Genomic DNA, 25,793 nt, shown 5'->3' on the forward strand with positions numbered 1-25,793 from the left:
TTTACCGTCCTGGAGGACGCCATCGCGGGCAAGCCCGCTCCCACATTTTGGACCCCTGTAGATCCGCTATCGCTGTAATTATGGCTTACAGGATATAACGGGACAGGTCTTCGTTCTGCGCCAATTCACCCAGGTGGCTGTTGACGTAGTCGGCGTCGATCAGGATCACCTTGTCGTCATGGGCGCTGGCCAGATCACCGGCGCTGAACGACACCTCTTCAAGCAGTCGCTCAAGCAAGGTGTGCAGGCGACGGGCACCGATGTTCTCGGTCTTCTCGTTAACCTGCCAGGCGATCTCGGCAATGCGCTTGATGCCGCTCGGCTGGAACTCGATGCCCAGGCCTTCAGTCTTCAGCAGTGCACAATATTGCTCGGTGAGCGAGGCATGCGGCTCGCTGAGAATGCGCTCGAAGTCTTCAGGCGTCAGCGCCTTGAGCTCGACACGAATCGGCAGGCGGCCTTGCAGCTCTGGCACCAGGTCGCTCGGCTTGCTCAGGTGGAACGCACCGGAGGCAATGAACAGGATGTGGTCGGTCTTGACCATGCCCAGCTTGGTGTTGACGGTGCAGCCTTCGATCAGCGGCAGCAAATCGCGCTGTACGCCTTCGCGGGACACATCGACACCGCCGGAATTGCCGCGCTTGGCCACCTTGTCGATTTCGTCGATGAACACGATGCCGTGCTGCTCGACCGCTTCCAGTGCCTTGGCTTTCAGCTCTTCATCGTTGACCAGGCGGCTGGCTTCTTCGTCGCGCACCAGTTTCAGCGCTTCCTTGACCTTGAGCTTGCGGCTCTTGCGTTTGCCCTTGCCCATGTTGGCGAACAGGCTTTGCAGCTGGTTGGTCATTTCTTCCATGCCAGGTGGCGCGGAGATGTCGACGCCGGACACTTCGGCGACTTCGATTTCAATTTCCTTGTCGTCCAACTGACCTTCACGCAGACGCTTGCGGAACAGCTGGCGGGTGTTGGAATCGGCCGAGGGTGCTTCATCGTTGTTGAAACCCATGCGTGCCGGTGGCAGCAGGGCGTCGAGAATGCGCTCTTCGGCAGCGTCTTCGGCGCGGTGGCGCACCTTGGTCATTTCCTGTTCGCGCAGCAGTTTGATAGCTGCGTCAGCCAGGTCACGAATGATCGATTCCACATCGCGGCCGACATAGCCGACTTCGGTGAACTTGGTCGCTTCAACTTTGATGAAGGGCGCGTTGGCGAGTTTGGCCAGGCGACGAGCGATCTCGGTTTTGCCGACACCGGTCGGGCCGATCATCAGGATGTTCTTGGGGGTGACTTCAACGCGCAGCTCTTCAGGCAGCTGCATCCGGCGCCAGCGGTTGCGCAGCGCAATGGCGACGGCGCGCTTGGCATCGTCCTGGCCGATGATATGGCGATTGAGTTCGTGGACGATTTCACGGGGAGTCATGGACATAGTATTTAGCGGACCTCAAGCAAGAATGAGCCGTGGCGCGATGGCCAACACGGGCTTACTCGGCGCAGTCCTGCTCCTCAATGGTCTGGGTGTGATTGGTGAATACGCAGATATCGGCAGCAATGCCGAGGGCGGTTTCGACGATTTCCCGGGCCGACAGATCGGTCTTTTTCAGCAGTGCGCTGGCCGCGGCCTGGGCGTAACCGCCGCCGGAACCCATGGCGATCAAGCCTTCTTCGGGTTCTACGACATCGCCATTGCCGGTAATGATCAGGGAGGCGTCTTTGTTGGCAACGGCGAGCATGGCTTCGAGGCGGCTCAGGGAGCGGTCGGTGCGCCATTCTTTGGCGAGCTCGACGGCCGCGCGAACCAGGTGACCTTGATGTTTCTCAAGCTGGCCTTCGAAACGCTCGAAGAGGGTGAAGGCGTCAGCGGTGGCCCCGGCAAAACCGGCGATCACCTGGCCGTGGTACAGGCGGCGAACTTTCTTCGCGTTGCCTTTCATCACGGTATTGCCGAGAGAAACCTGGCCGTCGCCGCCCATGACGACTTTGCCGTGGCGGCGAACTGAAACGATGGTGGTCAAGGGAAGAGTCTCCACGCAGCGGGGCGAAAATGCCTTATGCCAACTCATATGGGGGTGGTGGAGGATTTTTCAACTGCGGGGCGGGAGAGGGGACGAGTGGTGTGAGTCAGATGGGATGTGTGGTGTTTATCAGAACGCTTTCGCGGGCAAGCCCGCTCCCACAGGGATAGCGCATATCCTGTGGGAGCGGCGGTGCGACGATTCGACTTGCCCGCGATGAACGATGACGCACAGATCCTGCCGGGAAATCAGCGGCTCTGGCGTTGTTGTAACAACAGGTTGCTGAACCCGGCACCCGACAGTTGTTTCTGCGCGGTGGTCAGTTGTTCGCGGTTGCTGAACGGCCCGACCAGAACGCGATACCAGGTCTCATCCTTCACCGTGCCGGACTCAACCGCCACGGCCTGGCCCAGCAGAATGATCTGCGCACGAACCTTGTCCGCATCAGCCTCTTTGCGGAACGAGCCCGCCTGCAGGAAGAACTTGGTCACCGGCGCGGCTTTGGTGACGGGCGGCGGTGGCGGTGGTGTTATCCCGGCCAGGGCAGCCTGCGCGCGCGCCGTGTCGATCTTCGCCGCTTCCGCCGGTGTCACCGGGGTGGTCGGAATGGCTGGCACCTGTGGCGTCGGCAGGGTTTTTTCCGGCACGGCATCCGGCGGTACGATCACTTCCGATTCCGGCAGCAAGGTATAGAAGTCGTATTTCGGCTTCACCGGTTGCGTCGGGCTCGGCGGGGTCTTGTTGGCCTCGGCGATCTTGGTGGCTTTCTGTTGCTGCTCCACCTTCTCGCGCTTGACCGTGTCGCTGCCCTTGCCCGGTTCCAGTTTCATCAGGAAAACGATGAACGCGCCGACCGTCAGGCCGATGGCCATCCACAACCAACCCGGGATCGGTTGCTTTGCTGGAGCTTGGTATCGGCTGGCGCCACGCTTGGGTGCAGGTTTTTCTTGGCAGCCAACTTACATACGCTCCAGAGTTTCCAGACCCAAGAGTTCCAGGCCTTGCTTGAGTGTGCGACCGGTCAGTGCGGCGAGGCGCAGACGGCTTTGCATTTGCGCCGGGGTGTCGGCGCTCAGGATCGGGCAGTTCTCATAGAAACTGGAGAACAGGCCGGCCACATCGTACAGGTAGGTGCACAGGATGTGCGGCGTCCCTTTGTCGGAAACGTTGTTCAGTATTTCGCCGAACTGCGCCAGTTTGGCGGCCAGTTCATGTTCGTGCGCCGCTTCCAGCACGATCTGGCCTTCGACTTCGGTGAAGTCCTTGCCCAGCTTGCGGAACACGCCGGCAACGCGAGTGTAGGCGTACAGCAAGTAAGGCGCGGTGTTGCCTTCGAAGTTCAGCATCAGCTCGAAGTTGAAGCTGTAGTCGCTGGTGCGGTGCTTGGACAGGTCGGCGTATTTGACCGCTGCAATGCCCACCACTTTGGCGATATTGCGCAGTTCCTCTTCAGCCAGGTCAGGATTCTTTTCCTTCACCAGCGTATAGGCGCGCTCTTGCGCTTCGACCAGCAGATCGATCAGCTTCACGGTGCCGCCGTCGCGGGTCTTGAACGGCCGGCCGTCCGGGCCGTTCATGGTGCCGAAGCCCATGTGTTCCATTTCCATCGGGTGCGTCACGAAGCCGGCCTTGCGCGCCACGGCGAACACTTGCTGGAAGTGCAGGGCCTGGCGCTGGTCGACGAAGTACAGCGCGCGATCGGCTTTGAGCTTGCCGCTGCGATAACGCACGGCCGCCAGGTCGGTGGTGGCGTAGAGGTAGCCGCCGTCCGCTTTCACGATGATGACTGGCAGCGGATCGCCGTCGGCGTTCTTGAACTCGTCGAGGAACACACACTGGGCGCCGTTGCTTTCGACCAGCATGCCGGCGGCCTTGAGGTCGTTGACCACATTGATCAGGTCGTCGTTGTAGGCACTTTCGCCCATCACGTCGGCCATGGTCAGTTTGACGTTCAGCAGTTCGTAGATTTTCTGGCAGTGCGACAGCGAGATGTCTTTGAACTTGGTCCACAGCGCCAGGCAGTCCGGGTCGCCGGCTTGCAGCTTGACCACCAGGCCACGGGCACGATCGGCAAACTCTTCGGATTCGTCGAAGCGCTGCTTCGCGGCACGGTAGAAGTTTTCCAGGTCCGACAGCTCGTCGCTGGTGATCGGGTTTTCCTGGAGGTACGCCATCAACATGCCGAACTGAGTGCCCCAGTCGCCCACGTGGTTCTGACGGATCACTTCGTCGCCGAGGAATTCCAGGACTCGCGCGACACCGTCACCGATGATGGTCGAGCGCAAATGGCCGACGTGCATTTCCTTGGCGAGGTTCGGTGCCGACAAGTCGATGACCGTGCGCTGTGCCGGGCCGGCCTTGCGCACGCCAATCTGACTGTCGGCCAGTGCGGCGTCCAGGCGCGAGGCCAGGGCCTGGGTGTTCTGGAAGAAGTTCAGGAAGCCCGGGCCGGCGATTTCGGTTTTGGTGATGTTTTCATCAGCCGGCAGCGCGGCGATGATTTTCTCGGCCAGGTCGCGCGGCTTCATGCCGGCCGGTTTGGCCAGCATCATGGCGATGTTGCTGGCGAAGTCGCCGTTCTTCTTGTCGCGGGAGTTTTCCACCTGGATCGCCGGCGACAGGCCTTCAGGCAACACACCTTCGTTGACGAGTTGGGTGATGGCTTGTTGGATCAGCTGGCGAATGGTGTCTTTCATGGTCTTCTCTTTTCGACCGCAAGCGCGGCGGCGCTTCGATGCGCTGGTGGAAAAACTGGGCATTATCCGTTGCGAAGGCGGGCTTGCCAACCTTAGCAGGCAGGATGTGGATATGTGGTGACAAATGTCTTCGTTTGTAGGAGCAAGGCTTGCCTGCGATGGCGCCCTTGAGATCGCTATCGCGGGCAAGCCTTGCTCCTACACATTCAACGACGATCTTCAGGTCAATACAAATCGACAGGATCGACATCCAGCGACCAGCGCACCGCCCGTCCGCTCGGCATCTGCTCCAGCACCAGCAACCAACTGGCCAGCAACCGATGCAGCGGCGCCCGCGCCGTGGCCTGCAATAATAGCTGTGCACGATAACGTCCGGCGCGGCGTTCCATCGGCGCAGGCACCGGCCCCAGCAGTTCGATTCCGCCCAGATTCTGTTCGTCCACCAAACGTTCGGCCTCGCTGCATGCTTCATCCAGGAAACTTTCGGCCTGCCCCGGCTTGTGCGCTTCGGCCCGCAGCAGCGCCAGGTGTGCGAAGGGCGGCAGGCCCGCCGAGCGACGTTCGCTCAAGGCCTGTTCGGCGAATGCGAAATAGCCCTGCTCCGTCAACTGCACCAGCAGCGGGTGGTCTGCCAGGTGCGTCTGGATGATGACTTTGCCCGGCTCTTCCGCCCGCCCGGCCCGCCCGGCCACTTGAACAATCAACTGCGCCATGCGTTCGCTGGCGCGGAAGTCACCGGAGTACAACCCGCCGTCGGCGTCGAGAATCGACACCAGCGTCACCCGTGGAAAGTGATGCCCTTTGGCAAGCATTTGCGTGCCGACCAAAATGCACGGCTGGCCCTTTTGGATGGTGGCAAACAGTTGATTCATCGCATCCTTGCGTGACGTACTGTCGCGGTCGACCCTCAGCACCGGGTAGTCCGGGAACAGAATCGCCAGGCGTTCCTCGGCGCGCTCGGTGCCAGCACCCACGGGGCGCAAATCGACTTTGCTGCATTTCGGGCAGCGCCGGGGCACGCGTTCGACGTAGCCGCAATGGTGGCAGCGCAACTCACCGGAGCGCTGGTGCACGGTCATCCGCGCATCGCAGCGCTGGCATTCAGACATCCAGCCGCAGTCGTGACACAACAAAGTCGGCGCAAAGCCACGACGGTTGAGGAACACCAATACTTGCTGGCCGGCTGCCAGTGTCTGACCGATGGCTTGCTGCATCGGCCCGGAAATGCCGCTATCCAGCGGGCGACTTTTTACATCCAGGCGCAGGAAACGCGGCTGCTTGGCACCACCCGCCCGCTCGTTCAGGCGTAGGAGGCCGTAACGGCCGGTGTAGGCGTTGTGCAGGCTTTCCAGTGAAGGCGTGGCGGATCCAAGGACAATCGGGATGTTTTCCTGCCGGGCGCGGACCAACGCCAGGTCACGGGCGTGATAACGCAAGCCTTCCTGCTGTTTATAGGAGCCGTCGTGCTCTTCGTCGATGATGATCAGACCGGGGTTTTTCATTGGCGTGAACAGCGCCGAGCGCGTGCCGATAATAATGTCGGCGTCACCGTCCCGAGCGGCGAGCCAGGCTTCGAGCCGCTCGCGATCATTGACCGCCGAGTGAATCAGCGCGATGCGTGCATTGAAGCGCTGCTCGAAGCGCGCCAGGGTCTGCGGGCCGAGGTTGATCTCCGGGATCAGCACCAGCGCTTGTTTACCGGCTTCGAGGGTTTCGCGGATCAGCTGCAAATAGACTTCGGTCTTGCCGCTGCCCGTGACACCGGCGAGCAGAAAGGCGTGATAACTGTCGAAGCCGGCGCGAATGGCTTCATAGGCGGCGCGCTGTTCCGGGTTGAGCGGCAATTCCGGTTGCGCCAGCCAGTGTTCGTGGCGTGCGCCGGGGGCGTGCTTGCGAATCTCCACTTGCACCAGATCCTTGGCCAGCAGCAAGTCCAGACTGTCCTTGCTCAACATCAGTTTGCTCAACAACTGATGGGCGACGCCGTGGGGATGCTGGGCCAGTGTCGCCAAGGCTTCGCGTTGGCGCGGGGCGCGGGCGATGCGAGGGTCATCGAGGCTGGCGCCGGGCGCCGCGGACCAGAAGCGTTCCTGGCGCGCCTCGGCCAGTTCACCCTGACGCAACAATACCGGCAACGCCCAGCTCAAGGTGTCGCCGAGGCTGTGCTGGTAATACTGGGACGTCCATAAACACAGTTTGAACAGCGCCGCCGGTAGCGGTGGCGTGGCGTCCAGCAAGGCCAGGGCCGGTTTGAGTTTTTCCACCGGCACTTCGCTGGTGTCGGTAACCTCCACCAGTATCCCGATCATTTCTCGACGACCGAACGGTACCCGCAAGCGCATGCCCGGTTGCAGCTGGGCGCGCAGGACCCCGGCCGGGGCGCGGTAATCGAACAGGCGGCGCAGGGGCGAAGGCAGGGCGAGGCGCAAAATGGCGTCGGGCACGCGGGGGGATCTCGATCAACTAACAAAAAAGGGCTTGGTACATACATCTGTAGGGGTCGCGTAATGGGGCGGGAGCCTAGCAGACGGTCGGTAGAAGCGACAGCTTGCGCGATTGCAAAGGTCTGGTAGAATCCGCGGCCTAATTACGTGCGGTATTCAACAATAGTGTTGAGTGGCGGCACGCTAGCCTGAGGAATCATCATGAAAGCCGATATCCATCCAACATACGAAATCACCGCAGTTACCTGCAGCTGTGGCAACAAGTTCGAAACTCGTTCGAACCTGGCCAAGCCTCTGGCGATCGACGTATGCAACGAGTGCCACCCGTTCTACACCGGTAAGCAGAAGACTCTGGATACTGGCGGTCGTGTACAGCGCTTCGCAGACCGTTTCGGCGCTTTCGGCAAGAAAGCTCCAGCTGCTGCAGAGTAAGGTTGAAGGCCCGATGGGCTTTTCCTTGCTGTTGAAAAAGGCGTCCCTCGCGGGCGCCTTTTTTGTGTCCGCGATTTGGCTGTCAGGCGCCCAGGCGTTCTGCTCGACGCCGAGCGAGCTGGAGTCGGTCACCGTGCAGCGGGTCGTGGATGGCGACACCTTGCGCCTGAGCGATGGCCGCAGTGTGCGCATGATTGGTTTGAATACGCCTGAGCTGGGCAAACAGGGCCGCTCCGACGAGCCGTTTGCCGTGGTTGCGCGCAAACGCCTTGAAGCGCTGGTGGCTGCCAGCGATGGCCGCGTCGGTTTGCTGCCGGGTAAAGAAAGCAAGGACCATTACGGTCGCACGCTGGCCCATGTCTATGGCGCCGACGGTGCCAATCTTGAAGCACAGATGCTCGCCGAAGGCCTCGGTTTTCAAGTGGCGGTGGCACCCAATGTTGATTTGGTCAGCTGTCAGCAAGCTGCTGAACGCAATGCCCGTCAGGCCGGGCTTGGTATATGGCGGCAATCCCCGTACTGAAAGCGGAGCAGATCGAGGCTTCCGGGTTCGCCGTGCTCAGCGGTCGTGTGAGCAAGGTTCAGCGCAATCGCGGCGGGGTTTGGATCGAGTTGCAGGATTCGGTTGTATTGCGCGTTGCACCCAATATGCTCAACAGGTTCGATGTCGCGGCGCTGGAAACGCTTCAAGGCGCGCAAATTGAGGCGCGTGGCTGGGTCCAGGACCGCTCGCGTCGCGGTGGATTGAAACCCGGGCAAGCACGCTGGCTTCTGCCGCTGACGGATCCTTCGATGCTGCAAGTGACGCCACAATAAAAATTGTAGACATTTTTTCTAGCGATTGTGAACAGTCTACCCCTTGTGTTCCGTGGCTCTTGGCCCAAAGTCTTAGGGCTGGGCGCTTGACAGGGGTGACCGGTCAGTCTTGTGGGGATTTTGCGAGGCGCGTATCCTCGCTGACCAGTCTGTCCAACAGTAAAAGCGGAATGCCAAAATGTCTGATCTGAAAACTGCCGCTCTCGAATATCATGCCCATCCTCGTCCAGGTAAGCTGAGTGTCGAGCTCACCAAGGCCACCGCTACCGCCCGCGACCTGTCGCTGGCCTACAGCCCCGGCGTAGCCGAACCAGTACGCGAAATCGCCCGCGATCCTGAACTGGCCTACAAATACACCGGTAAGGGCAACCTGGTTGCAGTCATTTCCGATGGCACCGCCATTCTTGGCCTGGGTAACCTCGGCCCATTGGCTTCCAAGCCAGTAATGGAAGGTAAAGGCGTGCTGTTCAAGCGCTTCGCCGGCATCGACGTTTTCGACATCGAAGTCGATTCCGAAAGCCCGCAAGCCTTCATCGACACCGTCAAGCGTATCTCCATCACCTTCGGTGGCATCAACCTGGAAGACATCAAGGCACCAGAGTGCTTTGAGATCGAGCGCGCTCTGATCGAGCAGTGCGACATTCCGGTGTTCCACGATGACCAGCACGGCACTGCGATCGTTACCGCAGCCGGCATGATCAACGCCCTGGAAATCGCTGGCAAAACCCTCGCTGACGCCAAGATCGTCTGCCTGGGCGCCGGTGCTGCCGCCATCTCCTGCATGAAATTGCTGGTGAGCATGGGTGCCAACATCGAAAACATCTTCATGGTTGACCGTACCGGCGTGATCCACTCCGGCCGTGACGACCTGAACCAGTACAAGGCTGTCTTCGCTCACGCGACTGACAAGCGCACCCTGGCTGACGCGCTGACCGGTGCTGACGTGTTCGTAGGCCTGTCCGGCCCGAACCTGTTGAGCGCTGAAGGCCTGAAATCCATGGCGGCCAACCCGATCGTGTTCGCGTGCTCCAACCCGGATCCGGAAATCTCCCCGGAACTGGCCCACGCCACCCGTGACGACGTGATCATGGCGACCGGCCGTTCGGACTACCCGAACCAGGTCAACAACGTACTGGGCTTCCCGTTCATCTTCCGTGGTGCCCTGGACGTTCGCGCCAAGCGCATCAACGAAGAAATGAAAGTGGCTGCCGCCAACGCCCTGCGCGAACTGGCCAAACTGCCAGTGCCTCAGGAAGTGTGCGACGCCTACGGCGGCATCAAGCTGGAATTCGGTCGTGAGTACATCATTCCGAAACCAATGGATGCCCGTCTGATCACCCTGATCTCCGATGCCGTGGCCAAGGCCGCGATCGAGACCGGCGTAGCGACCCTGCCGTATCCGAAGAACTACCCGCTCAAAAGCGTGGATGACGTGTTCAACGGCTAAGCCGTTGTAGCGCTTCAACCGAAAGCCCTGGCTCGTGAGAGTCGGGGCTTTTTTTTGCCTGTAGGTGATCGTGGTGATCGTTCCCACGCTCCGCGTGGGAATGCCTCTACGGACGCTCTGCGTTCGGCTCTGGATGGGACGCGGAGTGTCCCGGGCTGCATTCCCACGCGGAGCGTGGGAACGATCAGGCAATAAAAAGCCCCGCGCTTCTCACGAAGGCGGGGCTTTCTGTTGGCGCTGCGATCAGAACAAATCGATCGGCGCCGCTTCGTCCGCTGGCAGTGGGCTGCCCGGCGCATTGCCGTTACCCAGTTCATTCATCGACGGAGGTGTGTCCTCGGCCTTGAACAGTTCGAAGTAAGCGCCTGGCGTGCCTGGCGTCGCCGCACGACCGCTGATCGGGTCAACCCGCAGGCTCAGGATGCCTTCGGGCTCTGGCTGCGTATGCGGCGGCTTGTCTTTGAGGGCGGCGGCCATGTAGTTCATCCAGATCGGCAGCGCGACGGTGCCCTCGAATTCCTTGCGGCCCAGGCTTTCAGGCTGGTCGAAACCGGTCCAGACCGTGGTCACGTAGTCCGCGTTATAGCCGGAGAACCACGCGTCCTTGGATTCGTTGGTCGTGCCGGTCTTGCCCGCAATATCGCTACGGCCCAGGGCCAGCGCGCGACGGCCGGTCCCGAGTTTGATCACGTCCTCCAGCATGCTGTTGAGGATGAAAGTCGTGCGGCCATCGACGATGCGTTCGGCTACGGCTGGCGCTTGCGGCGCAGTGCCTGGCGCGGCTGGAACCTCACCCGGGGTGGCGTTGACCGTGAAGGTTTGCGCGGCAGGTGCGGCAATACCGTCGGTGGCCGTATCGCCTTTTGGAACGCTCGCCGGGTTGGCGACGAACAGCGTGTCACCGTTACGGCTTTCGATCTTGTCGATGATGTACGGGGTGATCTTGTAGCCGCCGTTGGCGAACGTGCTCCAGCCGGTGGCGATCTCCATTGGCGTCAGGGTCGCGGTGCCCAGTGCCAGCGACAAGTTGGGCGGCAGGTCCTGCTTGTTGAAGCCAAAGCGGGTGATGTAGTCGATGGTCTTGCCAACGCCCATCGCTTGCAACAGGCGGATCGACACCAGGTTGCGCGACTTGTAGAGCGCCTCGCGCAGTCGGATCGGGCCGAGGAAGGTGTTGGTGTCGTTCTTCGGACGCCAGACCTTGTCCAGGTATTCGTCGACAAACACGATCGGTGCGTCGTTCACCAGGCTGGACGCGGTGTAGCCGCTATCCAGCGCGGCACTGTAGACGAAGGGCTTGAAGCTCGACCCCGGCTGACGCTTGGCCTGCAAGGCGCGGTTGTAGTTGCTCTGTTCGAAGGCGAAACCGCCGACCAGCGAGCGAATGGCGCCATTCTGCGGGTCCAGTGAAACCAGCGCGCCTTGTGCTTGCGGGATCTGGCTGAATTTCAGCGAGTTGTCCGGTTGACGCTGCACGCGAATCAAGTCACCTACCTGAGCCACGTCCGAAGGCTGTTTCGGGTTGGCGCCCATGCTGTTGGTGTTCAGGAATGGGCGCGCCCATTTCATGCTGTCCCAACTGATGTGCCCGTCACCGGTGCGGGTCATCACCTGCAGGCCGTTTTTATCGACCTGAGTGACGATGGCGGGCTCAAGGCCGCTGATGGTGCGTTGTTTGGTCAGCTCGGCGGCCCAGGCTTCGCGCGTCTTGCCCGGCAGGCGTGACTCAGGGCCGCGATAACCGTGGCGCTGGTCATACGTCATCAAGCCTTCGTGGACCGCTGTGTTAGCCATTTCCTGCAGGTTGCTCGGCACGGTCGTAGTAACGCGGAAACCTTCGGTGTAAGCATCGGCGCCATAGCGACCGACCATTTCGGCCCGGGCCATTTCGGCGATGTACGGCGCGTTCACTTCCGGCGTTGGCACGTGATAGCTGGCATTCAGCGGCTCGTTGATCGCCGTGGTGTAGTCGGCTTCGGTGATTTTTCCGAGTTTGTACATACGCCCCAGGATCCAGTCGCGGCGTTCTTTGCTGCGGGCCGGATTGGCCAGCGGATTGAAGCGCGACGGTGCTTTCGGCAGGCCGGCGATCATTGCCATCTGGGCAAGGCTGACATCGCGAATCGATTTTCCGTAATAAACCTGCGCCGCCGCCTCGATACCGTAGGCGCGGTTGCCCAGGTAGATCTTGTTGACGTACAGCTCAAGGATTTCGTCCTTGGTCAGCTGCCGTTCGATTTGCAAGGCCAGGAGAATTTCGGTGGTTTTGCGCGAGAAGCTGCGTTCGCTGGTCAGGAAGAAGTTCTTCGCCACCTGCATGGTGATGGTGCTGCCGCCGGACTGAATGTGCCCGCTTTTGACCAATTGGGTGGCGGCACGCATCAGGCTGCTGGGGTCGACGCCGTAGTGGTTGGCGAAGTTGTCGTCTTCAGCACTTAGTAACGCATTAATGAAATTGGGGGGAATGTCGGCGAAACGGATCGGTGTGCGGCGCATTTCGCCAAATTCTGCGATCAACTTGTTGTCGCTGCTGTAGACCCGCAATGGAATCTGCAACTGGATGCTTCTGAGAGCCTCCACGGACGGTAATCCGGGACTAAGGTAAAGATACGCGCCACTCAGACCCAGAAGCAGTCCGCAGAAAACGGCGACGATGGACCAACCGAAAAATTTCAGCAGACGAATCAAGGCTTTTGGACATCCAGGGCAAAGAATGAATTAGGCATCAGGGTTCAGAAACAGGGAACGACCCGCGCTTGAAGTAAAAACCGGAAAAAAACGCTGGGCATTATAAGCATTTTTCGGCGAGGAGCGTCATTGGCGCTTCTGTCAAGACGGGGTGAATGAACGCAATGGATATTACAGAGTCCGTAAGACACGGATAGTCATAGGGAATTGGTAGTGCTAGGACTCTTCAATAAAAAATCCAACTCGTTGTTGGGGATCGACATCAGCTCGACATCGGTAAAGCTTCTGGAACTCAGCCGCCAGGGCGATCGCTATCGGGTCGAGGCCTACGCGGTAGAGCCGTTGCCTGCCAATGCCGTGGTCGAGAAAAATATCGCCGAACTCGAAGGCGTCGGGTTGGCGCTCTCGCGAGTGCTGCTCAAGGCCCGGACCAGCCTCAAGAGCGTGGCGGTGGCCGTGGCCGGTTCGGCGGTGATCACTAAGACCATCGAGATGGACGGCGGACTTTCCGACGACGAGTTGGAAAACCAGCTGAAGATCGAGGCCGATCAGTACATCCCCTATCCGCTGGATGAAGTCGCCATCGACTTCGAAGTCCAGGGCGTCTCTGCGCGTAACCCCGAGCGCGTCAGTGTATTGCTGGCGGCCTGCCGCAAGGAAAACGTCGAGGTCCGTGAAGCGGCGCTGGCCCTGGCCGGCCTGACTGCGCGCGTAGTCGATGTCGAGGCCTACGCACTGGAGCGTTCTTTCAGTTTGCTGTCGACGCAACTGCCCGCCCCTCGGGAGCACCTGACGGTCGCGGTGGTGGACATCGGCGCGACCATGACCACCCTCAGCGTGTTGTACGACGGGAAGATCATCTATACCCGCGAGCAATTGTTCGGCGGTCGGCAACTGACTGAGGAAATTCAGCGACGTTATGGTCTGACGGTCGAGCAGGCAGGGCTGGCGAAGAAGCAGGGCGGTTTGCCGGACGACTACGTCAGCGAAGTCTTGCAACCGTTTCGCGAGGCGCTGGTGCAACAGGTTTCACGCTCGTTGCAGTTCTTTTTTGCCTCCGGTCAGTACAACGCGGTCGACCACATTCTACTGGCCGGTGGCACGGCGTCGGTGCCGGGGCTTGACCGGTTGATCGAGCAGCGCCTGGGCACTTCCACTCAGGTGGCCAACCCGTTTTTGAACATGACCTTGAGCAGCAAAGTTAACGCCGGTGCCCTGCTCAGTGATGCGCCAGCCCTGATGATTGCGTGCGGGCTCGCCCTCAGGAGTTTCGACTGATGGCGCGGATCAATCTTTTACCCTGGCGCGAAGAACAGCGAGAAGAGCGTCGCAAACGCTTTTTGCTGGCGTTGGTCGGTGTGCTGGTTTGCTCCGTAGGGGGGTACTGGTCGCGGACCAGGTCATTAGCGGCGCCATCGATCGGCAAGCTGCCCGTAATGGGTATATCGCCAAACAGATTGCAGTAGTCGACGAGCGGATCGCCCAGATCAGTGACCTCAAAGCCCGCCGTCAGCAACTGGTCGAACGCATGCGAATCATTCAGGACCTGCAGGGCAACCGACCGATCAGTGGCCGGATCTTCGATCAATTGGCTCGCGCGCTGCCGGACGGCGTGTATTTCACCGAAGTGAAAATGGTCGGCAAAACCTTGTCCATCACCGGCGCTGCCGAGTCAAACAATCGCGTGTCGGATCTGATGCGCAATCTGGATGCGTCCGACTGGTTCGATGCCCCAAGCCTCACCGAGGTCAAAGCGACAACCGCCGGTCAGCTGGATCAGGCCAACGTTTTTCAACTGACCGTTCGTCAGACGCAGCCCGCAGCCGTGGAGGGCGATCAATGAGTCCGTCCCAATGGTTTGCAGGCCTGCGCAATGTTGATCTCAACGATCTGGACACCAGCAACATGGGGTCCTGGCCTCCGGCGATCAAGGCGTTGGTGGGTGTTCTGTTGATGCTGCTGGTGTTGGCACTCGGGTACACCTTTTACCTCAGTGACCTGCAAGACCAGCTCCATCTCAAGCGCGAGGAAGAACTGACCCTCAAGGAGCAGTTCGCCACCAAAGCCCGCATGGCCGCGAATCTGGAACTGTACACCCAGCAAATGAAGGAAATGGAGACCTCCTTCGGGGTGCTGCTGCGGCAATTGCCCAGCGATACCGAGGTCCCGGGTCTGCTGGAGGACATCACCCGCACCGGGCTCGGCAGTGGTCTGGAGTTCGAAGAGATCAAACTGTTGCCGGAAGTCACCCAGCCGTTCTACATCGAGCTGCCGATCCAGATCACGGTGACCGGCGCCTATCACGACCTGGCGACCTTCGTCAGTGGCGTGGCCGGGCTGCCCCGGATCGTTACGCTGCATGATTTCGACCTTGCTCCGGCCAATCCCGAAGGCGGTGCGAAGTTGCGCATGAGCATCCTGGCCAAGACCTATCGCTATAACGACAACGGGGCACAGAAATGAGCCCGGTTCGTTGTTTGTCGATGGTTGTTTTGTTTGCCAGCCTGACCGCATGTGACAACAGCAACGATGTCGGCGACCTGGATGCCTACCTGAACGAAGTGCGTCTGCGGGCTCCGGGCAAGATTGAACCAACGCCGACGTTTCGGTCTTATCCAACGTTCACCTACAGCGCTGCCAACCTGCGCAGTCCGTTTTCCCGGCAGGTCAGAGTGGACCTGGCTGGCCAGAAGCGCGGCTCGCGGAACGTCACGCCCGACCTCAATCGGGTCAAGCAGTACCTCGAAGGCTTCAACATCGAGCAGTTTGAAATGGTCGGCACGATTTCCAATGCCACCGGCTCCTTTGCGCTGTTGCGCGGGGCGGGCGGTGTGCATCGGCTGAAAGTCGGCGATTACCTGGGGCGTAACGATGGACGGATCGTCGCCATCAGCGGCTCCCAAGTCGATGTGATCGAAATCGTTCCCGATGGCGAGGGTGCCTGGCTGGAACGACCTCGACCCTCCCTTTGAAAGAGCACTCATAGTGGAACTCGAATAATGAACAGGATTTTCTCAACCCTCGGTATTTCGCTATGGATAGCGTTGTTGCCGCCGATGGTGCTTGCGACCAACCTCAAAGCGCTGGATGTCGCCGCGCTACCGGGTGATCGCGTCGAGTTGAAGTTGTTTTTCGACGGGCCGCCACCAGCGCCCCACGGGTATACGACCGAACAACCGGCGCGGATTGCCCTGGACCTGCCCGGCGTGGTCAGTCAGCTGGCGAGCAAGAGTCGTGACCTGGGCGGCGGCAATGCCCGCAGTGCAACGGTGGTGGAGGCCCAGGACCGGACGCGGCTCATCATTAACCTGACGCAGTTGACGCCGTATAGCGCGAAGGTCGAAGGCAACAATCTGTTGGTGGTGGTCGGGCAGGGGGCCAATAGCAAGGCATTGAAACCGGCGGCGAGCGCCCCTCGCGTTGCGATGACAACGCCAGCGCCGGCAAAAACCTACGCCCCGGCGAGCAAGGCTATTCGCGGCGTCGACTTCCAGCGCGGCACTCAGGGCGAAGGAAATGTGGTTATCGATCTGTCCGATCCGTCCATCGCACCAGACATCCGGGAACTCGACGGCAAAATTATCCTGGGTTTTGCCAGGACCCAATTGCCCGAGCAATTGCGCGTGCGGTTGGACGTCAAGGATTTCGGCACCCCGGTGCAGTTCGTCAACGCCAGCGCCACCGGCGACCGGGCCACAATCAGCATCGAGCCCGGCGGTACCTTCGACTACTCAACTTATCAGACGGACAACAAGCTGACCGTCAGCATCCGGGCGATGAGCGTCGAGGATCTGCAAAAACGCAACGCCGAGCGCATGGCCTATATCGGTGAAAACTTTCGCTGAACTTCCAGGACATCGATGTGCGCTCGGTGCTGCAACTGATCGCCGACTTCACCAACCTCAATCTCGTGGCCAGCGATACCGTGCAGGGCGGTATCACCTTGCGGTTGCAGAATGTGCCGTGGGACCAGGCGCTGGATCTGGTGCTGAAAACCAAGGGGCTGGACAAACGCAAGATCGGCAATGTCCTGTTGGTGGCGCCTGCCGATGAAATCGCCGCCCGAGAGCGTCAGGAACTGGAATCGCAGAAGCAGATCGCCGAACTGGCGCCGTTGCGTCGGGAGCTATTGCAGGTCAATTACGCCAAGGCTGCTGATATCGCCAAGCTGTTTCAATCGGTGACCAGCGCCGACGCGAAAGCCGACGAGCGGGGCTCGATCACGGTGGATGAGCGGACCAACAACATCATTGCCTACCAGCCTCAGGATCGCCTCGATGAACTTCGGCGCATTGTTACGCAACTGGATATCCCGGTGCGCCAGGTCATGATCGAAGCGCGAATCGTCGAAGCCAACGTCGATTACGACAAAAGCCTCGGCGCGCGCTGGGGTGGTTCGGTGCGCAATCAGGGTAACTGGAACACGTCCGGGGTCTCCAATGGTTCGTCGACTACCCCCAGCACCAACTCACCGTTTGTCGACCTGGGCGCGGCTGGCAATACGTCGGGCATCGGCATCGCATTCATCACCGACAATGTGTTGCTGGATCTGGAGCTGACGGCGATGGAGAAAACCGGCAACGGCGAAATTGTCTCGCAGCCCAAGGTTGTTACCTCCGACAAGGAAACCGCCAAAATCCTCAAGGGCACGGAGATTCCCTATCAGGAGGCCAGTTCCAGTGGCGCGACCTCGGTGTCATTCAAGGAGGCCTCGCTGTCTCTGGAAGTGACACCGCAGATCACGCCGGACAACCGGATCATCATGGAGGTCAAGGTCACCAAGGACGAACCGGACTACCTGAACAAAGTGCAGGATGTACCGCCGATCAAGAAAAACGAGGTCAATGCCAAGGTCCTGGTCAACGACGGCGAGACCATCGTTATTGGCGGCGTTTTCTCAAATACTCAAAGCAAGGTAGTAGATAAGGTGCCATTTCTTGGTGATGTGCCGTATCTTGGCCGCCTTTTCCGGCGTGACGTGGTTTCGGAGAAAAAATCCGAGCTGCTGGTATTTCTCACTCCGCGTATCATGAACAATCAGGCGATTGCTGTGAGTCATTGATTCTGTGCGAAATTTGATTCTTGTTGGACCGATGGGCGCTGGTAAAAGCACCATCGGCCGGTTGCTGGCCAAAGAGCTGCGCCTGCCGTTCAAAGATTCCGATAAGGAAATTGAATTGCGCACGGGCGCCAATATCCCGTGGATTTTCGATAAAGAAGGCGAGCCGGGCTTTCGTGACCGCGAGCAGGCGATGATTGCCGAGCTGTGCGGCTGCGACGGCGTGGTGTTGGCGACCGGTGGCGGCGCGGTGATGCGCGAAGCCAATCGTCGGGCGTTGCATGCCGGTGGTCGGGTGGTCTACTTGCATGCTTCTGTCGAGCAGCAAGTGGGTCGTACGGCCCGTGATCGCAATCGACCCTTGTTGCGTACCGCCGATCCAGCCAAGACCCTGCGGGATCTCTTGGCGATCCGCGATCCGCTTTATCGGGAAATCGCCGACCTGGTGATTGAAACCGATGAGCGGCCGCCGCGAATGGTGGTGCTCGACATTCTCGAGCGCTTGCAGCAGCTACCGCCCCGTTAAAGCAGAGCGCGAAATGCGCTATCCTCGGCGTCCTGTCATGATCGCCCAAGGTTGTGGCGGAGGCTACCGAACGGCGTCGCACCAGCAGACGCCGTGGACATTCGATAACTCAAGGCAGGACGCCTGATTCCATCTTCACTGTGGGGACACATGCAGACACTCAAGGTCGATCTAGGCGAGCGCAGCTACCCGATTCACATTGGCGAAGGTTTGTTGGATCAACCCGAGCTGCTGGTCCCGCATATTCGCGGTCGGCAAGTAGCGATCATCTCCAACGAGACCGTAGCACCGCTCTACCTCGAGCGTCTGACCCGCAGTCTGGCGCAGTTCTCGGTGATTTCCGTGGTGCTGCCCGATGGCGAAGCCTTCAAGACCTGGGAAACCCTGCAACTGATTTTCGACGGTCTGCTGACCGCACGGCACGACCGCCGCACCACGGTGATCGCGCTCGGTGGCGGTGTGATTGGTGACATGGCCGGCTTTGCTGCCGCCTGCTACCAGCGCGGCGTCGATTTCATCCAGGTGCCGACCACGCTGCTGTCGCAAGTCGACTCTTCGGTCGGTGGCAAGACCGGTATCAACCATCCGCTGGGCAAGAACATGGTCGGCGCGTTCTATCAGCCGAACGTGGTGCTGATCGATACCGCGACCCTCAATACCCTGCCGGCCCGCGAGCTGTCCGCCGGGCTTGCCGAAGTCATCAAGTACGGGCTGATCTGCGACGAGCCGTTCCTGACGTGGCTCGAAGAAAACGTTGATCGCCTGCGCGCCCTGGATCAAGTCGCCCTGACCTACGCCATCGAGCGCTCTTGCGCGGCCAAGGCGGCGGTGGTCGGTGCCGACGAGAAAGAGACCGGCGTGCGTGCCACATTGAACCTCGGTCATACGTTCGGTCACGCCATCGAAACCCATATGGGCTATGGTGTCTGGCTTCACGGTGAAGCGGTCGCTGCTGGCACCGTAATGGCGCTGGAAATGTCCGCGCGCCTGGGCTGGATCAGCGAGCAAGAGCGTGATCGTGGCATCCGCCTGTTCCAGCGTGCCGGACTGCCGGTCATTCCGCCTGAGGAAATGACCGAAGCCGATTTCCTTGAACACATGGCAATTGACAAGAAAGTGATCGACGGTCGTTTGCGCCTGGTGCTGCTGCGCCACATGGGCGAAGCGGTGGTGACCGACGATTATCCGAAAGAGATTTTACAGGCCACGCTGGGAGCGGATTACCGCGCCCTGGCTCAGCTTAAAGGTTAATAAGATCCCGATGACTAGTTTGCATGCCGACGAGGCTTTCCTCGGCCATTACCAGTTAAGTCATGACCCTTTTGCTCCACGGGTGCCTGGCTTCAAATTTTTCCCGGCCCAGCGCAAACCAGTGCTGGGGCAACTGCATCACCTGGCGCGTTACAGCCAGTTGCTGCTGGTGGTCACCGGTCCGCAAGGCAGTGGCAAGACCCTGTTGCGCCAGGCCCTGGTAGCCAGCACCAATAAGCAGTCGGTGCAGAGTGTTGTGGTTTCCGCTCGCGGTGCTGGCGATTCGGCGGGCATCTTGCGCCAGGTGGCTCAAGCGCTGAACGTCGAGCAAGCCGAGATCGGTGCAATCCTGGCGCAGGTGGTCCAACTGGCGTTGACCGGCCAGGAAGTCTATTTGCTGGTGGATGACGCCGAGCAGCTCGACGAGTCCGCGCTGGAGGCCCTGATGGCCCTGGCCGCTGGCGCACCGGAAGGTCGTCCGCACGTTTTCCTGTTTGGCGAGTCGTCGCTGATCGCTCAACTTGAAGCGCTGAGCCTTGAGGAAGAGCGTTTCCACGTCATCGAATTGCAGCCTTACACCGAAGAAGAAACCCGCGAATACCTGGAGCAACGCCTCGAAGGCGCCGGCCGGGGTATCGAACTTTTCACCGCGGATCAGATCTCTGATATTCACGAAAGCTCCGACGGTTGGCCTGGCAACATCAACCAGGTCGCCCGCGATGCAATGATCGAAGCCATGATTGCCAGCCGCTCAGCGGTGAAGCGTCCAAGTATGGGGTTCAACATGCCGAAGAAACACGTGTTGGCGATTTCCGCCGTTGTCGTGGTCGCGGTAGCCGCCGCCTGGTTGATGCCGGGCCGCAGCAAAGCACCGACCACCGGCGCACCTGCCAACGAACAGGCACAATTGCCACTGGGTCAGGGGTCGCCACAACCTAACGGCGGTGCGCCATCCGTCGAATTCGCCGGTAACTCACAGCCGATGCCATTGCCGCTGGTCGGCAACTCGCAACCGGTCATGCGCGGTCCGTTGGCCGAAGCGGCCGGGGGCATCACTGAGGGCGACGACGGCGTTCCGGTCGAGGGTTCCAGCGCTACACCGCCAACCGTGACCACCGTCGCACCGCCAGCGGGCATTCAGCCAGGGCCTGCACCGACGCCAGCCGCCAAACCGGTGCCTGCGCCGACCCAGGTAGCAACGGCCAAGCCTGCGCCAGTGCCTGTTGCCAAGCCTGCCGCGGCACCGGCGCCAGCCAAGCCCGCTGTAGCCGCCAAGCCTGCCGAGAAACCAGCCCCCGCTGCCAAGGCTGCTGGCGGCACGTGGTATGCCGGGCAACCGACGAGCAACTATGTGGTACAGATCCTCGGCACCAGCTCCGAAACGACTGCGCAAAACTTCGTGAAAGAACAGGGTGGCGAGTACCGTTATTTCAAGAAAGTCCTCAACGGCAAGCCGTTGTATGTCATCACCTACGGTAACTTCGCCAACCGCGATGCAGCCGTTACCGCTATCAAGGCCTTGCCAGCGAAGGTTCAGGCTGGTAAACCTTGGCCTCGCACTGTCGCCAGCGTCCAACAGGAACTGGCAACAACTCGCTGAAGATTCGGCGGCCTTACCCAGGCCGCCTCTCCAAGCACCTCAAAATTTCTACAAGTGCGCGCCGTCTCTACAGACTGCGTGCCTTGTGGTGTCTGCGTCACAGTAGTCTTTGAGTCGTTGCAGTCAAAATTAAAAAAAGTTTTGACTAGCACAGCAGATCGCTTTAAACCTTTCACAAATGCGACATAGATTTGCGACATTTCGTCGTCAAATTTGTGAGCGTAAGTGTCGGTGTGTACAATGACCTCCCTTTTGCCCCCGCAAAGCTGGCATACGTTCGGCGCGGACGGTAACTGATTGAATTGAAAAGAAATTTGCCTCGGTAAGAGGCAGCCTGGTGAGAAAGTGTCTATGAAAGCAGGTCTGTACCAACCAGATGAATTCAAGGATAACTGCGGTTTCGGCCTGATAGCCCATATGCAGGGCGAGCCCAGTCATGCCCTTTTGCAAACGGCCATCGAGGCCCTGACCTGCATGACCCACCGCGGTGGGATCAACGCCGACGGCAAGACCGGTGACGGTTGCGGTCTGCTGATTCAAAAGCCGGACGTGTTCCTGCGAGCGATCGCCCAGGAAACCTTCGGCGTCGAACTGCCCAAGCAATATGCGGTGGGCATGGTCTTCTTCAACCAGGACCCGGTCAAAGCCCAAGCCGCTCGCGAGAACATGAACCGCGAGATCCTGGCCGCTGGCCTGCAGCTCGTCGGCTGGCGCAAAGTGCCGATCGACACCAGCGTCCTCGGCCGCCTGGCCCTCGAGCGCCTGCCGCAGATCGAGCAGGTGTTCATCGGCGGTGAAGGCCTGAGCGATCAGGACATGGCCGTAAAGCTGTTCACGTCCCGTCGTCGCTCGTCCGTGGCCAACGCCGCCGACGTCGATCACTACGTTTGCAGCTTTTCGCACAAGACCATCATTTACAAAGGCCTGATGATGCCGGCGGATTTGACCGCCTTCTATCCAGACCTCAGTGACGAGCGCCTGCAAACCTCGATTTGCGTGTTCCACCAGCGCTTCTCCACCAACACCCTGCCGAAATGGCCGCTGGCTCAACCGTTCCGCTTCCTGGCGCACAACGGCGAAATCAACACCATCACCGGCAACCGCAACTGGGCCGTGGCTCGTCGCACCAAGTTCACCAACGACTTGATGGACCTGGAAGAACTCGGCCCACTGGTCAACCGCGTCGGTTCCGACTCCTCGAGCATGGACAACATGCTGGAGCTGATGGTCACCGGTGGCATCGACCTGTTCCGTGGCGTGCGGATGATCATTCCGCCAGCGTGGCAGAACGTCGAAACCATGGACCCGGACCTGCGTGCGTTCTACGAGTACAACTCGATGCACATGGAGCCGTGGGACGGCCCGGCCGGCGTGGTAATGACCGACGGTCGCTACGCGGTGTGCCTGCTCGACCGTAACGGTCTGCGCCCGGCGCGTTGGGTCACCACCAAAAACGGTTTCATCACCCTGGCCTCGGAAATCGGTGTCTGGAACTACCAGCCTGGAAGACGTGATCGCCAAAGGCCGTGTGGGCCCGGGCCAGATCTTTGCCGTGGACACCGAAACCGGTCAGATCCTCGACACCGACGCGATCGACAACCGCTTGAAGTCCCGCCATCCGTACAAGCAATGGCTGCGCAAGAATGCCCTGCGCATCCAGGCGACCATGGAAGACAACGACCACGGTTCGGCGTTCTACGACGTAGACCAGCTCAAGCAATACATGAAGATGTACCAGGTCACGTTCGAAGAGCGTGATCAGGTGCTGCGTCCGCTCGGCGAGCAAGGCTACGAAGCCGTCGGCTCGATGGGCGACGATACGCCGATGGCCGTGCTGTCCCAGCGCGTGCGCACGCCGTACGACTATTTCCGTCAGCAGTTCGCGCAGGTCACCAACCCGCCGATCGACCCGCTGCGTGAAGCCATCGTCATGTCGCTGGAGATCTGCCTCGGTGCCGAGCGCAACATCTTCCAGGAGTCGCCGGAACACGCCTCGCGCGTGATCCTCAGCTCGCCGGTCATTTCCCCGGCCAAGTGGCGTTCGCTGATGAACCTCGATCGTCCGGGCTTCGAGCGCGCGATCATCGATCTGAACTACGACGAAAGCGTCGGACTCGAAGCGGCAATCCGCAACGTCGCCGATCAGGCTGAAGAAGCCGTGCGCGCCGGTCGTACCCAGGTTGTGTTGAGTGACCGTCACATTGCCCCGGGCAAGTTGCCGATCCACGCTTCGCTCGCCACCGGCGCGGTGCACCACCGCCTGACCGAAAAAGGCCTGCGTTGCGACTCCAACATCCTCGTGGAAACCGCGACCGCTCGCGATCCGCACCACTTTGCCGTGTTGATCGGTTTCGGCGCCTCGGCGGTCTATCCGTTCCTGGCCTACGAAGTGCTGGGCGACCTGATCCGTACCGGTGAAGTACTGGGCGACCTCTATGAGGTGTTCAAGAACTACCGTAAAGGCATCACCAAGGGGCTGCTCAAGATCCTGTCGAAGATGGGCATCTCGACCATCACCTCGTACCGCGGTGCGCAGTTGTTCGAGGCCATCGGCCTGTCTGAAGAAGTCTGCGAGCTGAGCTTCCGTGGCGTGCCGAGCCGCATCAAAGGTGCGCGTTTCGTCGACATCGAAGCCGAGCAGAAAGCCCTGGCCACTGAAGCCTGGAGCCCGCGCAAGCCGATCCAGCAAGGCGGCCTGCTGAAGTTCGTCCACGGTGGCGAATATCACGCGTACAACCCGGACGTGGTCAACACCCTGCAAGCCGCTGTGCAGCAAGGCGACTACAGCAAGTTCAAGGAATACACGTCGCTGGTGGACAACCGCCCGGTGTCGATGATCCGTGACATGTTCAAGGTCAAAACCCTGGACACACCGCTGGACATGAGCGAGATCGAACCGCTGGAATCGGTGCTCAAGCGCTTTGACTCCGCGGGCATTTCCCTCGGCGCCTTGTCGCCGGAAGCTCACGAAGCCCTGGCCGAAGCCATGAACCGCCTCGGTGCGCGTTCCAACTCCGGCGAAGGCGGCGAAGACCCGGCGCGCTACGGCACCATCAAGAGCTCGAAAATCAAGCAAGTGGCGACTGGCCGTTTCGGTGTGACCCCGGAATACCTGGTCAACGCTGAAGTGCTGCAGATCAAAGTCGCCCAGGGCGCCAAGCCCGGCGAAGGTGGTCAGTTGCCAGGTGGCAAGGTCAACGGTCTGATCGCCAAGCTGCGTTACGCGGTGCCGGGTGTGACCCTGATCTCGCCGCCACCGCACCACGACATCTATTCGATCGAAGACTTGTCGCAGCTGATCTTCGACCTGAAGCAGGTCAACCCGAAGGCGCTGGTCTCGGTGAAACTCGTTGCAGAAGCGGGCGTCGGCACCATCGCCGCCGGTGTGGCCAAGGCCTACGCGGACTTGATCACCATCTCCGGCTACGACGGCGGCACCGGTGCATCACCGCTGACGTCGATCAAATACGCGGGCGCTCCGTGGGAACTCGGCCTGGCCGAAACCCACCAGACCCTGCGTGGCAACGACCTGCGTGGCAAAGTCCGGGTGCAGACCGACGGCGGCCTGAAAACCGGCCTCGACGTGATCAAGGCAGCGATCCTCGGCGCTGAAAGCTTCGGTTTCGGCACCGCGCCAATGATCGCGCTGGGTTGCAAATACCTGCGTATTTGCCACCTGAACAACTGCGCCACCGGCGTCGCGACTCAAAACGAGAAGCTGCGTAAAGATCACTACATCGGCACCGTCGACATGGTGGTGAATTTCTTCACCTACGTCGCCGAAGAAACCCGTGAGTGGCTGGCCAAGCTGGGCGTGCGCTCCCTCGAAGAGCTGATCGGCCGTACCGATCTGCTGGAAGTCCTCGAAGGCCAGACCGCCAAGCAGAATCACCTGGACCTGACCCCGTTGCTCGGCAGCGATCACATCCCGGCAGACAAGCCTCAATTCTGCCAGGTTGACCGCAACCCTCCGTTCGACAAGGGCTTGCTGGCCGAGAAAATGGTCGGCCTGGCAACGTCGGCGATCAACGACATGAGCGGCGCCGATTTCGCCCTGGATATCTGCAACTGCGACCGTTCGATCGGCGCGCGGATCTCCGGTGAAATCGCGCGCAAACACGGCAACCAGGGCATGGCGAATGCGCCGATCACCTTCCGCTTCAAAGGGACGGCCGGTCAAAGCTTCGGTGTGTGGAACGCTGGCGGCCTGAACATGTACCTGGAAGGCGACGCCAACGACTACGTCGGCAAAGGCATGACCGGCGGCAAACTGGTCATCGTTCCGCCCAAGGGCAGCGTCTACAAGACTCAGGACAGTGCGATCATCGGTAACACCTGCCTGTACGGCGCCACCGGCGGCAAGCTGTTCGCCGCCGGCACCGCCGGCGAGCGTTTTGCCGTGCGTAACTCCGGTGCCCACACGGTTGTGGAAGGCACTGGCGATCACTGCTGCGAGTACATGACCGGTGGTTTCGTCTGCGTATTGGGCAAGACCGGTTACAACTTCGGCTCTGGCATGACCGGCGGTTTCGCCTACGTGCTCGACCAGGACAACACCTTCGTTGACCGGGTCAACCACGAACTGGTGGAAATCCAGCGGATCAGCGGCGAAGCGATGGAAGCCTATCGCAGCCACCTGCAACGCGTGCTGAACGAGTACGTCGAGGAAACCGACAGCGAGTGGGGTCGTAACCTCGCTGAAAACCTCGATGACTACCTGCGTCGTTTCTGGCTGGTCAAGCCCAAGGCTGCCAACCTGAAATCGTTGCTTTCCAGCACTCGTGCCAACCCGCAGTGATATGCGCCTGAAGAGTTTGATGAGGTT

13 protein-coding genes and 6 pseudogenes are annotated in these 25,793 nt (G+C 60.3%); 13 read left to right on the forward strand and 6 right to left on the reverse strand.

The features are described from left to right. Positions 1-85: 85 nt before the first annotated feature. The 4 genes and pseudogenes from hslU to argS all read right to left on the reverse strand — a co-directional run bounded on the left by hslU (position 86) and on the right by argS (position 4,705). Positions 86-1,423 carry an HslU--HslV peptidase ATPase subunit gene (gene hslU, locus AB4N76_RS15995; protein ID WP_046031181.1) on the reverse strand — a complete coding sequence of 446 codons (1,338 nt, stop codon included), beginning with the start codon at positions 1,421-1,423 and terminating at the stop codon, positions 86-88. Between the two features lie 55 nt (positions 1,424-1,478). Further along, entirely contained in the window at positions 1,479-2,009 is a 531-nt protein-coding gene (hslV, locus tag AB4N76_RS16000) for an ATP-dependent protease subunit HslV (RefSeq protein ID WP_046031180.1), read from the reverse strand. Positions 2,010-2,257: 248 nt separating this feature from the next. After that, a pseudogene (locus AB4N76_RS16005) lies at positions 2,258-2,956 on the reverse strand (SPOR domain-containing protein); the annotation flags it as partial. A gap of 12 nt (positions 2,957-2,968) precedes the next feature. Then, a complete protein-coding gene (argS, locus tag AB4N76_RS16010; protein WP_077432314.1) occupies positions 2,969-4,705 on the reverse strand; it encodes an arginine--tRNA ligase in 1,737 nt (578 codons plus the stop codon). Here argS and AB4N76_RS16015 point away from each other — a divergent pair. Beyond that, positions 4,704-4,826, forward strand: a complete 123-nt coding sequence (locus AB4N76_RS16015; protein ID WP_460163238.1) for a hypothetical protein — start codon at positions 4,704-4,706, stop codon at positions 4,824-4,826. The genes argS and AB4N76_RS16015 overlap by 2 nt on opposite strands. A 103-nt stretch (positions 4,827-4,929) precedes the next feature. On the opposite strand, the gene AB4N76_RS16020 is transcribed toward AB4N76_RS16015, so the two are convergent. Continuing rightward, the gene (locus AB4N76_RS16020; RefSeq protein WP_077432315.1) at positions 4,930-7,149 is read right to left on the reverse strand and encodes a primosomal protein N'; all 2,220 of its coding nucleotides are present in this window, start codon (positions 7,147-7,149) and stop codon (positions 4,930-4,932) included. 201 nt (positions 7,150-7,350) lie between these two features. Here AB4N76_RS16020 and rpmE point away from each other — a divergent pair, with 201 nt between their 5' ends. From rpmE to AB4N76_RS16035, 3 genes and pseudogenes are all read left to right on the forward strand, one after another. Continuing rightward, positions 7,351-7,581 (forward strand): 50S ribosomal protein L31, encoded by a 231-nt coding sequence (rpmE, locus tag AB4N76_RS16025; RefSeq protein WP_007899231.1) that lies wholly within the window; start codon positions 7,351-7,353, stop codon positions 7,579-7,581. A 13-nt stretch (positions 7,582-7,594) separates the two neighbouring features. After that, positions 7,595-8,397, forward strand: a pseudogene (locus AB4N76_RS16030) (thermonuclease family protein). Between the two features lie 178 nt (positions 8,398-8,575). Then, positions 8,576-9,844 (forward strand): malic enzyme-like NAD(P)-binding protein, encoded by a 1,269-nt coding sequence (locus AB4N76_RS16035; protein ID WP_046031175.1) that lies wholly within the window; start codon positions 8,576-8,578, stop codon positions 9,842-9,844. A 243-nt stretch (positions 9,845-10,087) separates the two neighbouring features. Here AB4N76_RS16035 and AB4N76_RS16040 read toward each other — a convergent pair whose 3' ends face one another. Then, the gene (locus AB4N76_RS16040) at positions 10,088-12,529 is read right to left on the reverse strand and encodes a penicillin-binding protein 1A (protein WP_460164616.1); all 2,442 of its coding nucleotides are present in this window, start codon (positions 12,527-12,529) and stop codon (positions 10,088-10,090) included. A 216-nt stretch (positions 12,530-12,745) separates the two neighbouring features. Here AB4N76_RS16040 and AB4N76_RS16045 point away from each other — a divergent pair, with 216 nt between their 5' ends. The 9 genes and pseudogenes from AB4N76_RS16045 to gltB all read left to right on the forward strand — a co-directional run bounded on the left by AB4N76_RS16045 (position 12,746) and on the right by gltB (position 25,766). After that, on the forward strand, positions 12,746-13,810 hold the full coding sequence (locus tag AB4N76_RS16045; RefSeq protein WP_109785372.1) for a pilus assembly protein PilM: 1,065 nt from the start codon (positions 12,746-12,748) through the stop codon (positions 13,808-13,810). After that, positions 13,810-14,375: pseudogene (locus AB4N76_RS16050) on the forward strand (PilN domain-containing protein). Before AB4N76_RS16045 ends, AB4N76_RS16050 begins: the two are co-directional and overlap by 1 nt. Next, complete coding sequence (pilO, locus tag AB4N76_RS16055; protein ID WP_046031171.1) at positions 14,372-14,995, forward strand: type 4a pilus biogenesis protein PilO; 624 nt, start codon at positions 14,372-14,374, stop codon at positions 14,993-14,995. Before AB4N76_RS16050 ends, pilO begins: the two are co-directional and overlap by 4 nt. Then, positions 14,992-15,518 (forward strand): annotated as a pseudogene (locus AB4N76_RS16060) (pilus assembly protein PilP). Before pilO ends, AB4N76_RS16060 begins: the two are co-directional and overlap by 4 nt. A 13-nt stretch (positions 15,519-15,531) precedes the next feature. Continuing rightward, positions 15,532-17,594 (forward strand): annotated as a pseudogene (gene pilQ / locus AB4N76_RS16065) (type IV pilus secretin PilQ). A 4-nt stretch (positions 17,595-17,598) separates the two neighbouring features. Further along, entirely contained in the window at positions 17,599-18,117 is a 519-nt protein-coding gene (gene aroK / locus AB4N76_RS16070; RefSeq protein ID WP_046031168.1) for a shikimate kinase AroK, read from the forward strand. A 150-nt stretch (positions 18,118-18,267) separates the two neighbouring features. Continuing rightward, on the forward strand, positions 18,268-19,368 hold the full coding sequence (gene aroB / locus AB4N76_RS16075) for a 3-dehydroquinate synthase (RefSeq protein WP_046031167.1): 1,101 nt from the start codon (positions 18,268-18,270) through the stop codon (positions 19,366-19,368). A gap of 10 nt (positions 19,369-19,378) precedes the next feature. Further along, positions 19,379-20,968, forward strand: coding sequence for an AAA family ATPase (locus tag AB4N76_RS16080; protein ID WP_046031166.1), 1,590 nt, complete (start codon positions 19,379-19,381; stop codon positions 20,966-20,968). A gap of 351 nt (positions 20,969-21,319) precedes the next feature. Beyond that, positions 21,320-25,766, forward strand: a pseudogene (gene gltB, locus AB4N76_RS16085) (glutamate synthase large subunit). Positions 25,767-25,793: the final 27 nt, after the last annotated feature.

This window comes from Pseudomonas sp. S2_F03, assembly GCF_054668335.1.

Bases quoted from the DNA above. Each gene is read 5' to 3' on its own strand.
- pilO (WP_046031171.1), top strand. From the start codon at position 14,372: ATGAGTCCGTCCCAATGGTTTGCAGGCCTGCGCAATGTTGATCTCAAC.
- AB4N76_RS16080 (WP_046031166.1), top strand. From the start codon at position 19,379: ATGACTAGTTTGCATGCCGACGAGGCTTTCCTCGGCCATTACCAGTTA.
- AB4N76_RS16015 (WP_460163238.1), top strand. From the start codon at position 4,704: ATGGTCTTCTCTTTTCGACCGCAAGCGCGGCGGCGCTTCGATGCGCTG.
- argS (WP_077432314.1), bottom strand. From the start codon at position 4,705: ATGAAAGACACCATTCGCCAGCTGATCCAACAAGCCATCACCCAACTC.
- hslU (WP_046031181.1), bottom strand. From the start codon at position 1,423: ATGTCCATGACTCCCCGTGAAATCGTCCACGAACTCAATCGCCATATC.
- AB4N76_RS16035 (WP_046031175.1), top strand. From the start codon at position 8,576: ATGTCTGATCTGAAAACTGCCGCTCTCGAATATCATGCCCATCCTCGT.
- aroB (WP_046031167.1), top strand. From the start codon at position 18,268: ATGCAGACACTCAAGGTCGATCTAGGCGAGCGCAGCTACCCGATTCAC.
- rpmE (WP_007899231.1), top strand. From the start codon at position 7,351: ATGAAAGCCGATATCCATCCAACATACGAAATCACCGCAGTTACCTGC.